The 10,849-nt window shown below is 49.5% G+C and carries 11 protein-coding genes; 2 read left to right on the forward strand and 9 right to left on the reverse strand.

Annotated features, from left to right (window positions below; translation table 11 throughout):
- Positions 1-33: 33 nt before the first annotated feature.
- From ACLTD4_RS08580 to ACLTD4_RS08600, 5 genes are all read right to left on the reverse strand, one after another.
- On the reverse strand, positions 34-1,440 hold the full coding sequence (locus tag ACLTD4_RS08580) for an APC family permease (RefSeq protein WP_117621053.1): 1,407 nt from the start codon (positions 1,438-1,440) through the stop codon (positions 34-36).
- 241 nt (positions 1,441-1,681) lie between these two features.
- Positions 1,682-3,103 (reverse strand): sensor histidine kinase, encoded by a 1,422-nt coding sequence (locus ACLTD4_RS08585; RefSeq protein ID WP_117621054.1) that lies wholly within the window; start codon positions 3,101-3,103, stop codon positions 1,682-1,684.
- 72 nt (positions 3,104-3,175) lie between these two features.
- Positions 3,176-3,751, reverse strand: coding sequence for an ANTAR domain-containing response regulator (locus tag ACLTD4_RS08590; RefSeq protein ID WP_055654726.1), 576 nt, complete (start codon positions 3,749-3,751; stop codon positions 3,176-3,178).
- Between the two features lie 171 nt (positions 3,752-3,922).
- Entirely contained in the window at positions 3,923-4,309 is a 387-nt protein-coding gene (locus ACLTD4_RS08595) for a hypothetical protein (protein WP_147335872.1), read from the reverse strand.
- A gap of 142 nt (positions 4,310-4,451) precedes the next feature.
- Entirely contained in the window at positions 4,452-5,171 is a 720-nt protein-coding gene (locus ACLTD4_RS08600; protein ID WP_117621055.1) for a polysaccharide deacetylase family protein, read from the reverse strand.
- 183 nt (positions 5,172-5,354) lie between these two features.
- On the opposite strand from ACLTD4_RS08600, the gene ACLTD4_RS08605 reads away from it, so the two are divergent.
- Positions 5,355-5,960 carry an AAA family ATPase gene (locus tag ACLTD4_RS08605; RefSeq protein WP_002601715.1) on the forward strand — a complete coding sequence of 202 codons (606 nt, stop codon included), beginning with the start codon at positions 5,355-5,357 and terminating at the stop codon, positions 5,958-5,960.
- Positions 5,961-6,052: 92 nt separating this feature from the next.
- Here ACLTD4_RS08605 and ACLTD4_RS08610 read toward each other — a convergent pair whose 3' ends face one another.
- Positions 6,053-6,247 (reverse strand): hypothetical protein, encoded by a 195-nt coding sequence (locus ACLTD4_RS08610; protein ID WP_117621056.1) that lies wholly within the window; start codon positions 6,245-6,247, stop codon positions 6,053-6,055.
- Positions 6,248-6,407: 160 nt separating this feature from the next.
- Here ACLTD4_RS08610 and ACLTD4_RS08615 point away from each other — a divergent pair, with 160 nt between their 5' ends.
- Positions 6,408-7,604: an acyltransferase gene (locus tag ACLTD4_RS08615; protein WP_117621057.1), complete on the forward strand. Its 1,197-nt coding sequence runs from the start codon at positions 6,408-6,410 to the stop codon at positions 7,602-7,604.
- Positions 7,605-7,653: 49 nt separating this feature from the next.
- Here ACLTD4_RS08615 and ACLTD4_RS08620 read toward each other — a convergent pair whose 3' ends face one another.
- From ACLTD4_RS08620 to ACLTD4_RS08630, 3 genes are all read right to left on the reverse strand, one after another.
- Positions 7,654-8,340 (reverse strand): response regulator, encoded by a 687-nt coding sequence (locus ACLTD4_RS08620; protein ID WP_055654716.1) that lies wholly within the window; start codon positions 8,338-8,340, stop codon positions 7,654-7,656.
- Complete coding sequence (locus tag ACLTD4_RS08625; protein WP_117621058.1) at positions 8,333-9,823, reverse strand: ATP-binding protein; 1,491 nt, start codon at positions 9,821-9,823, stop codon at positions 8,333-8,335. The genes ACLTD4_RS08620 and ACLTD4_RS08625 overlap by 8 nt, the downstream gene beginning before the upstream one ends.
- On the reverse strand, positions 9,820-10,849 hold a 1,030-nt coding region (locus ACLTD4_RS08630), incomplete at its 5' end, for a TrkH family potassium uptake protein (RefSeq protein ID WP_412331236.1). The genes ACLTD4_RS08625 and ACLTD4_RS08630, both read right to left, overlap by 4 nt.

Genomic DNA, 10,849 nt, shown 5'->3' on the forward strand with positions numbered 1-10,849 from the left:
AGGCGGAATGACCGCATGGTTTGCTCTAATCATTTAAAACTTCCGGATACCGTCCGGTGTCTCAATTTCCACCGGATGCTTCTTCCAGTTTACCAGGTTCATCCACAGCCAGATGATGCCGCCGATTCCAAGATAGACGAAGAAGCAGATCCAGGAATCCACGCCCTGTCCCAACGTGCAGAAAAATGCAATCGTTATCGCTATCACCATGGCGAAGATCCGGAATGCATCGCCGCCCTTCACCGTATTGGAGCTCTTCCAATCCGGATGCTTGTGGTGAATGCAGACCGCTGAAATCATCGTCAGCGCATACGCACAGGCACAGCCAAAACTCATCAGATTGAAGAATGCACTCATAAAATCAGAGGAGTTCTGTAAAACTATAAAAATTAAAGACAGGATCAGCAGGAAAATATTGGGCAGCAGAGGCTGCTTATTTTTGTTCACTTTTGCAAATATTTTAGGCAAAAAATTTTTGTTCGCCATGGAGTACAGCATACGGACCGTGGACATCCAAAAGCCCAGCAGGGAAGCGCCCATGCCCAGGAGGCAGGAGATGAGTCCCACAACTATAGGCCAGAAAACCCAGCCGAGTTCCTTCTGCATCGTAGCAATCGTCAGGAAACCATCCTGCGCAAATCCCGCGTATACGTCCTTTAAACCGTCCAGACCCGCAACACAGAAATAGTAGAATACGTAGATACAGCCGCATGTCAGAATCGAACCGCAGATCGCTTTTTTAGAGCTTTTGATGGGAAAATCTCCCTCTTCTACCATCTGGGGAACCGTCTCAAAACCAAAATACGGAGTAATCAAAAGCGCCATACCGATAATCCAGCCCGGAATTCCGTGGACAGAATCCAATGTGGAGGTGAAAATATTTCCAAAGTTTGCAAGATGCCAGTGACCGGAAAACAACAGGATAAATCCGGTCAGTATGGTAACCGCAATATTACAGAACAGCATGCCGGCCTGGGCCTTAACGAGAAACTGGACATTCTGAATACTCATCAGGAAGTACAGAATCAAGAGAATCGCCGCACAGCCTACCATGGGCCAGGTGCCCAGATTCAAATGCATCGTCTTATTCACCCATGTCATGATCGCCATAACAACAGCCGGCGGAACGGATATCCAGGCCGCCATAATCAGCCAGGAGGCCAAAAATCCCACGTGTTTGTTAATCCCGACCGTGTTATAAATCAGCTCCCCGCCGGAAGTATGAAACAGAGAAGCGAGTTCGCTGTACACCAGTGCAATCGGAAGGATTGCAACCGTCATCAGGGCAAAAGCAAGAAATGTTCCGGTGCCGCAATAACCGTAGAAAACAGAATCCCAGTAGTTTACAAAGGTAAAAATAGAGCCTGTCGCTACCGTATAAACAAAAATCAATTTCAAACTTTTGTTCAGACCGCCATTTTTATTTTGATTATCTTCCATTCCCAAAACTCCTTTACATAATTAAACTTTTTAGCAGTCCCACCGCCGCAGATCACGAGGCGTTAAGCCCACAGAAATAAAAAGGTCCAAAAACCCCTTACAAAGTTTTTGGACCACAATGCCGCTCTACTGATATACGCCGTTGCATATCATCTTATATTAAATTTTACCGCTAAAGTGATATCCCTTTAACTGAATTAGATCATAGCACTTTGTGATTAATTTGTCAAGAAAATACCAGTTAATGAAAGACAGAAAATCTGACGGCGGTCCCCTCCCCGCTTTCAATCGTTAGCGTGCCCTTAAGGCTCGATTTCACAAGGCTGTCCACAAGCTTTAATCCAAGGCCCTTGCCGGATCGGTGACCGCTTTTTTCATCAATTCCGCAGCCATCATCCCTGACCGTAACCCAGGAGTATTCCTCTCCCTTTTCTATCGTCAGGAAAATGCTGCCTTCCTCACGGTCACAAAAGGCATATTTGATGCTGTTTGTCACCAGCTCATTGACAATCAATGCAACGGTGGAGGCCACGTGCTCCGGAAGCTCCAGATCATCTCCCGTGATATCCACACGAATCCGGCATCCGCGGACGCTCCAGCTCTCCAGCACACAATCGATAATCTGAGCCAGCATGGTCTTTAAATCAACCGCTTCCGCCCCGGTATGAGCGAGAAGGTCATAGGTCATGCTCATGCTGCGGATATATCCGGTAATGGTTTTGGCAAACGCCTTCACCTCTGCGTCCTTTTTCTGTGCCGCCTCCAGCCCGACGAGGCTGATGATCGTCTGAAGGTTATTTTTCACGCGGTGATGAACCTCATGGATTAAGGCCGCCCGGTAAGCGATCTCATCCTCCATCTGCCGGATCTTCGTCTTATCCCGCAGGATAACGAGAATTCCCTGATACACTCCATTTTCCCGAATCGCACTGATATTTTCCTCCAATACGTATCGGTCAGTCTGGACTTCCTGCTTCCAGGTACCGCCAGCCATAATCTCTTCCTGGCTGTACCTTCCCGTCAGATCCAGATCTTCATATCTGCGGCCGATGAGGCTCTCCGGATGTCCGGCCTTCTGATACAGCTCCTCCGCCCGCGCGTTCGCAAAGGTGCAGATTCCCGCCTCATCGCAGATCAGGAAGCCCTCCTGCAGATTGCTGATCAGCTGATTGATCTTACTGTCAAAGAAAGCCGATTTTCCCTCTTTATTTACGATACGTATAGGCTCCGTATCTGCCCCGGAATTCAGATATTCATAAGTCAAAGAGCCGATGACCTTCTGCTGGTCATTAAAAATGGGACTGACCGTATGTCGGACCACGATCTTTCTGTTGTCAATGATACCGATCAGCCCTCTGCCTGGAATCCCGTGTTCCAGCGCCCGATATACCGCCGGTTCATCTTCCTTCTTTTCAACCTCCCCGATCACGTCCCGCTTATAGAGGTCACAGTCCGGATGGCGGTACTGGGCCGCAACCATGGATTCCCCGTTTCGTGTCAGTATATTGATATAGGTATCCCCGCTTTCCAGATTACCGATAGAAGGCAGCGCATGGGATACATCCAGAAGAATCTGGATATCCGCTTCTGTCAAATCGGTATAAGAATGAGCGATCTGGACCAGCTTCCTGTCCCGTTCTTCTTTTGTCAGACAATCAGGCATTTTCCCCTCCCGTCCCCGGTTTTTTACAGTCTGTTTTTTCAGTCTGTTTTCGCACCCTGTTTTTCAGTCTCTCTACTCTCCATACGCTTTTAGAAGCATTTTTGCTATCTCCGCCATGGACTTTCCCTTGTCCATGGCCAGCCTGCGAATATAGGAAAATGCTTCCTTCTCTGTCATATTTCTGCGCTCCATAATAATTCCCTTGGCACGGTCCACATACTTTCTGTCATTGAGCGTTTCCTTCGTTCTGCTGAACTCCCGCTCCATTTCCTCAATCTGCTTATATTTATTCTGGGCAATCTTAATAGCCGGAATCAGAGTATCTTCATCCACCGGCTTCACAATATAGCCCATGATATCCATATTCACTGCTTTTTCGGCAATCTCCCTGTCCCGGTAAGCGGTCAGCACAATGATAAATCCGGCCAGCTTCTCCTCGTTGATCACCCTGGCCGCTTCCAAACCGGTCATAACAGGCATATTGATGTCCATAATTATAAAATCCGGTTTCGTCTCCCTGCACAGAGTAACGGCATCCATGCCATCCTCGGCCTCTCCTGCCACTTCGTAACCGTTATTCTCCAGGATTTCCCGAATATACATACGGATCAGAACTTCGTCATCTGCAATTACACCTCGTAACCCCATTAATCTCCCCCCAGCCATATACTCCCTGTTTGTATATGAAATATATGTATTTATTCAACTTTTCATTATACCATGAAATCATGGGGAAACGCAATCTTCATTTGCCTGCGCGCTTAGAGTGCACTCCAGGGACGCACGCGGAGGTGTCTGCTCCATACCGCCTCAACAGGCTCAGAGAAGAAAAATCAGTGCAATCGCAAGATATGCAGGAAACATGCGCCGGTTGGCGGCAAAATAGCAGAGTACAAAAAAAGCGGAAAGAATCAGGCTGAACAGCGCCGTTTCCCAATCCTTCGTCAGTCCATGAAGCATTCCCCAGGTCAGCGCACAGAAAATCCCTCCCCACGGTATCAGAGAAGTCCGCCTGACAGGAAAAAGAGACTCTCCCGCCTCCTGTCCAAAGACAATGATAAAAAGAATCAGCGCGGATTCAAGAAGGTAATAAAGGTGCTGAAGCAGAAATACGGAAATCCCCGCCCTCCCATATATTCTTAGGAAGTACCTGAGTTCTGACAATGGTTTTAAATGCAGCCTCATTTCCTCTGCATCAAACGACATGAATAGAATACCGGCAGCCATGCTCTATCTGTATCGTCTAAAAAAAGAGATCGTAAAACAGAATCAGGATATTCAGCTGATCCGCCGTCTAACCCTTGAAAAAGGAAACAGCACACATGGCAGCTTCAGGGAACGCTGCTGATCAATCCACCAGAAGCTCCTCCACTGTAACAAAGGTATACCCCTGCTTCTCCAAAGTATCGACGACCTCCAGCGCCGCCTGCACCGAAGTCGGGAATACATCGTGCATAAGTATGATATCCCCGGGTTCTACATTCTTCACGATTTTCCTCACAACTTTGTTTGTATTCTGCAGCTTCCAGTCAAGAGGGTCCACCGACCACAGCACCACCGTCATATCGGTTGCGCACTCCAGCTCCTCATTCCACGATCCGTACGGAGGCCGCAGATATTCCGGCCTCTGGCCTGTGATCTCTTCGATTTTCCGGTTGGTCTCCCCGATCTGCCCGCAGGCGTTTTCCAGTGTCTCCTTGCTCATCTGTACATGGGTAAACCCATGATTTCCGATCAGATGGCCATCCTCCTTCATCTGGCGGATCACCCCTTCTTTTCCGTCAATATTTTCTCCCAGAAGAAAAAACGTGGCATGTACGCCCCGCTCTCTGAGTCCATCCAGCAGTTGGCTGGTATAGACGGAATGAGGGCCGTCATCGAAGGTAAGCGCGATCTGTTTCTCCCCGGAAAACTGGCGCCGCACCTCACTCTGCGCCGAATCCCCGGCGTCAGCCGGAAGAAATAGAGTCTCCTTTGTTTCCTGATAAAAGCCATACATGCTTCTTCCCAGCGCGATATCCAGTGCAAGGACAGCAAACAGGCATAAAATTTTCCATCTCAGTTTCATTTCGATCTCTGGCTTTCTCACTATTATTAAACAATCTATGCACAGACGAAAGAAAATAAAACCGGTTTGTTTTCGTAATTTTTCTATCTTTTTTCCCTTAAATACGATATAATAGGGATATAAACCTGTTATTGTTGCATAATTTCATACGCACATGAAATTCTTTTGAAAGGAGAGGATGTTATGGGGCATAAAATTATTACCATCGGCCGTCAGTTCGGCAGCGGCGGACACGAAATCGGCGACAGGCTGTCCAAATCTCTTGGCATTCCGCTGTATGACCGGAATTTAGTGGAGATGGCAGCCGATAAAATGGGGCTTTCAGAAATCAGTGTCGAAGAAGTGGATGAATCTGTTTTAAACACATTTTTGTCAGCCTACCGCTATCCGGACCATGTCAATTCTTTCACCGGCTATGGCCTTCCTTTAAATGACAGCACCTATTTAACGCAGTCATCCATCATCGAAAGCCTGGCAAAGCGTGGGCCCTGTATCATCGTCGGCCGGTGCGCGGACTACGTTCTCCGGCAGAATTCCGGCTGTCTGAATATCTTCATCAGCGCTTCCATGGAGGACCGCGTCAAACGGATTATGGACCGCTACAATCTGACGGAAAAGGAGGCGGCCACCGCGATCAAGCGGACAGACCGGAGAAGAAAGAATTACTATGAGACGTATACCGATCAGAACTGGGGCAGCACCGATTCCCACCAGCTGCTGATCAACGTCAGCAAGCTCGGTATGGAACGTACGCTGGGACTGATTGAATACCTTTATAAACAGCCATAATAAACTACAGGAGCGATATGCTTTCTTGAGGGAGAAACCGCATATCGCTCCTGAATTTTGTTCTTCCTGACGTTCCGGCATCCATACTGCCTCTATATCATACCAACAAAATGGTAAAACAGCCATATCACGCTCCCGCCAATCAAGGCGATTCCGCCGACTGCTGCAATGAGAAACAACGCAACCGCCGTCTGAAAAACCAGCAGGCAGAGCAGCGGATGCTTCTTTTCCAGTTTATCCACCATTTTTTTCACAAGATTCCTATTTATTAAAAGGACTTCCATCATCGCAATCCCCTCCTCTTCTGCTTTCATTATAATGCAGGGCGATTTAAAGATTCTACGGTTGAGATTGCGGCTTTCATAAACATTCTATAAACGATTGACTTGTTCTGCTTTCCTGGGATATGATTAGAGTAATAACTTTTTACAGTGGAGGTCTTGACTGTTGCAGACGAAATATCTGATTTTGATTCTGGGGCTTTTGATTGTTATTCTGGCTCATGGTGACCGCGGCAGAAAGGCCGGCGGATCCGGCCGCTATATAAAGAGTATTCTCGGGATTGAAAACGGGAACGGGAGACGTATCAAGGGATACGATTACATTCGTGTTCTGGCCGTTATCGCCGTCATCGGGACCCATGTCGTTCAGTCCGATACACAGCTTTCTGCAGGCAGTCCCGGATGGATCGGACTGCGCATCGCGGAGACCGCATTTCTGACCTGCAACGTGCTGTTTGTCATGCTCAGCGGAGCGCTGCTGCTGAACCGCGGGGAAGAGCCTGTCGCGTCCTTTTATAGGAAACGGGTCTTTCGGGTCGTCATTCCCATGGCGGTCTACTATATGTTCTACCTCTATATGGGGCTCTATCATTCCGGGCTGTTAAATCCGGCAAACTGGCTAGACGCGGGAAGGCGTTTTCTTTCCGGCCCCTCGGACTGGAACCCGCATTTCTGGCTGATGTATGTTATCATCTCCTTCTATCTCACCGCTCCGTTTTTCAGAGTCATGGTGCAGAACATGTCCGACCGCCTTCTAACGTCATTTGTCTTCCTGACCTTTGTCATGAACGGCGCCCTTGCCTGGCTTCCGTTGGCCGGTATCCAGTTCAGCTTCGTAACCATCCTATGCGGCTGGGAATCCGTGTTTGTATTCGGATATTTCTGGACGAGACCAGTCTCTAAACGCTTTTTTAAGCCTTTTATTGCCCTCGGGGCAGCGTCCTTTGTCTTCACCGCTGCCGTCTCCTGCATCGCTCCTGACGGGGCTGAAATGCTGTTTAACAGGGCTCCTTCGATGCTCTTCATGGCAGGCGGCATTTTTGCATGGTTTTCTGAGAGGGAGGACCATTTGAAAATGCCGGGGATGGCTGTCAGAGTAATCGGAAAGTATGGATTTTCCATTCTACTGATTCACTGGTACATTCTGCATTACGTCACCGAGGAACGGCTCGGCCTCTTCGCCTCCTCCTTTGGGGTTATCGGCGGCACCGTGTTCGCCATGGCCGTGACGCTGATCCTTTCCCTTCTGGCTGCTCTGGTGTTTGACAATACCGTTGTCATTGCCGTGGAATACGTCTGTGAAGCTGCGCTCAAATTGTTAGAAAAGATATGGAAAAGGCTGACCCGTCAGTCAGCCTCATAGTTTACATAAATTCAAATCGACCAGTTTTCACTGCATCGGCCATTTCTTTTTACGACTCCACAAACCGGTACCCCACTCCGACTTCCGTCAGGATAAACCGAGGCTTCGTGGAATCTTCCTCTATCTTCCGCCGGATATTCGCCATAAATACGCGGAGGGACTGGTAATCATCCGTCGTGTCGTAGCCCCACACCTCCTGCTGTATGAAATGGTGAGTCAGCACTTTCCCGGAATTGTTTACCAGAAGCGTCAGCATCTTATATTCGATCGGGGTCAAATGCACCTCGCCGCCTCTGACAAAGACTTTTCTCTTCTCGAAATCCATCTTGAAGGTATCCAGCTCGAAGACCGGCTCCTGCTTGGGAGCACTGCTGCGGTGGCGCAGTGCGACCCGGATTCTGGCGAGAAGTTCACCGGCGTTAAACGGCTTGGTGATATAATCGTCGGCTCCGGCGTCCAGCGCGCCTACCTTCTCCTGCTCCATGCCCCTCGCGGAGACTACGATGACCGGCACATCGGATTCCTGACGAATCTGGTCCAGCACCTCCATCCCATCCAGGTCCGGAAGCCCTAAATCCAGCAGGATCAAGTCCGGATTGTTGGCGTAAAAGCAGGAAATACCAGTCAGCCCGTCGTCGGCCAGATCACACCGGTATCCCTTCGTCTTCAGTGTTATTCTTATAAAGTTCTGAATTGTCTTGTCGTCTTCTATTACCAGGATATCTGCATCATTCATTCTGTCTTACCTCCATCGGCATGTCAATCTGGAACGTGGCTCCCCCCTTGTCGTTGTTAAACGCCGTGATACGGCCTCCGTGGGCTTCCACGATGGCCTTGCAGATGGTGAGCCCCAAACCGACTCCCCGCTGCTTATCTCCGTTCTCATACGCAGTTGTAAAAAAATTATCAAAAATCTGGTCCAGCCGTTCCTCCGGCACCCCGATCCCATTGTCGGATACCTTAAAAACAAGGAAACTTCCGTTCACCTTGGCGGATACGGTAATGGTGGTATCCTTTCCGGAGTGACGGATCGCATTGTCGATTAAATTCACCAGAACCTGGGTGAAGAGCCTGGCGTCTACCGGCAGCAGCACGATGTCGTGGGGGGTGGACGTCTTTAAATGGTGATCCCCCAGCCGCTTGGATACCAGCGTGACCGCACCCGATATCAGGTCATCGACCACCTCTTTTTTCTTCTGTATCTCCAGGCGCCCTTCCTGAATTCTCGTCATATTGAGCAGGTTCTCCACCATGGAATTCAGCCACTCCGCATCGGTGCAGATATCGTTTAGCATGCTCTTTGCCGTCTCCTCGTCGAGCCCGTTATAATTGTCATACAGGAAATTGGAGATCCCGGCGATTCCGGTCAGCGGAGTCCTTAAATCATGGGAAATACTGCGCAGCAGAGTGCTCTTCAGCCTTTCCTTCTCAATCTGGATCTTGGTATCCTCCTTCTCCTCATTCAGCCTCTCCCGCTCCATCACCAGGGTAATCTGTGAAATGACGGTGTCCACATAAATCCGCTCTTCCGCCTCCAGCTCACTCTCGCTGCAGTCGAAGATTACGACGCCGTACGTTTTATTGTTGCTGCGGATCGGCACGTATAGACAGGGATTTTCACCGAACTGGGACTCCCCGTGGCCGCAGACCATGGAATTGCGGTAACACCACTCCGCTATGGTATCGGCAAACTCCTCGTTATCCCGGTTTCGAATCAGAATATCCACGTGTCTGGCCGTCAGCTTCTTCAGACTTTCACTGCTGTATCTGGCCACGGCCGGAAGACCGGACAGATTTAAGAATCCACTTCCGATGGCATTCAGCCTGGTGGTGATCTCCGTCCTGGTGTTAGCGATGTCCATCTGCTTCTGCAGTTTAACCGTCAGCGACGCCACGATAAAAGCAACAATGATAAAGATCAGCAGCGAGATCACGTAGTTGGGATCATCCACCTGAAAGGTGAATTTCGGGGCGGTAAACAGGAAGTTAAAGGTGAACACAAATACCACCGCCGAACCGATTCCCCAGCACATGCTGCTGGTCTCCACACTGCAGATCACGACGCCTACCACATAGAGCAGAAGCAGGTTCTCAATCCGGACCCCCATATGGTTGAGCACGATGGCAAACATGGTGGACAGCACCCATATGACGGCTACTTTTGCAGCATTTTTTACTATTTTTAAGACATATCCCGCATCTGCGGCTTCATTTCTCATGATTCAATCCTTTTCCCGTTTCTTTTTCCGCTCGTACCTGCCTGAAAGCGTTTCTCACGCAGGAACTTCTTTCCGTCTGATGCCATTCTGACTACAGCGATAAGAACCACGTAGATCTCCAGCCGTCCCATGAACATACCGGTTATGGCGGTCCAGTGAATCACCGGACTGGCTCCATACGCCGTAATTCCCACGGACAGCCCTACCGTTCCCAGCGATGACGCAAACTCAAACATGGAATCCTGCAGGGAGTAACCGTAACAGCAGAATATAAATGTCCCCGCGCCAAACAGCAGGAGGTAGAAAAATACAAACGCGTTGATCTGTTTTCTCTCCCGGTCCGGGATCGTATCCTTCCGCCCGCCCCGGTTAATCTGCTCTGTAAATACCACCCGGTCCGGATACGTATCCCGCACCAGCTTCCACCAGATTTCCTTCAGCATAACATAAACACGGTAAATCTTCAAGCCGCCCGCCGTGGAGCCGGCTCCGCCTCCTATAAGCATCAGAAGAATCATAAGAAACATCATGGCCGGCGTCCAGGAGGCGAAGGAGTCCACCGTCTGAAACCCGGTCGTCGTCAGCGCGGAAACCGCCTGAAATAAAGCCGTCCGAATGCTTTCCGGCACACTGCCGTACACGCTGTTCGTCAAAAGAACCGTCAGAAGAGGCACAAAGAGCGCCAGCAAAAACAGCATGAGCCTTGTCTCGCAGTGTGAAAAGAACGCCCTCCATTTTCCCTTCAGGAGAAGCAGATGAACGAAAAAATTCGTGCCTCCCAGCAGCATAAGCACGATTGTAACCATCTCGATCGCAGGGCTGTGATAATATCCGATGCTCTCCGGCCTCGTGGAAAAACCGCCGGTGGAAAGTGCTGCCACGGCGTGATTAATTGCGTCGAAGAGGCTCATTCCAAACAGCACATACAGTAGTGTTCCAGCCAGAATATAGCCGCTGTAAATCCCTATAACCAGCCTGGCGGATTCGATTAAATTGGGGAGCAGACGGTCTGAATGGCCTTCCGCG

The organism is Hungatella sp. (assembly GCF_046966825.1).

Coding starts and splice junctions, on each gene's coding strand:
- ACLTD4_RS08580 (WP_117621053.1), bottom strand. CDS start 1,440: ATGGAAGATAATCAAAATAAAAATGGCGGTCTGAACAAAAGTTTGAAA.
- ACLTD4_RS08585 (WP_117621054.1), bottom strand. CDS start 3,103: ATGCCTGATTGTCTGACAAAAGAAGAACGGGACAGGAAGCTGGTCCAG.
- ACLTD4_RS08590 (WP_055654726.1), bottom strand. CDS start 3,751: ATGGGGTTACGAGGTGTAATTGCAGATGACGAAGTTCTGATCCGTATG.
- ACLTD4_RS08595 (WP_147335872.1), bottom strand. CDS start 4,309: ATGTCGTTTGATGCAGAGGAAATGAGGCTGCATTTAAAACCATTGTCA.
- ACLTD4_RS08600 (WP_117621055.1), bottom strand. CDS start 5,171: ATGAAACTGAGATGGAAAATTTTATGCCTGTTTGCTGTCCTTGCACTG.
- ACLTD4_RS08605 (WP_002601715.1), top strand. CDS start 5,355: ATGGGGCATAAAATTATTACCATCGGCCGTCAGTTCGGCAGCGGCGGA.
- ACLTD4_RS08610 (WP_117621056.1), bottom strand. CDS start 6,247: ATGATGGAAGTCCTTTTAATAAATAGGAATCTTGTGAAAAAAATGGTG.
- ACLTD4_RS08620 (WP_055654716.1), bottom strand. CDS start 8,340: ATGAATGATGCAGATATCCTGGTAATAGAAGACGACAAGACAATTCAG.
- ACLTD4_RS08625 (WP_117621058.1), bottom strand. CDS start 9,823: ATGAGAAATGAAGCCGCAGATGCGGGATATGTCTTAAAAATAGTAAAA.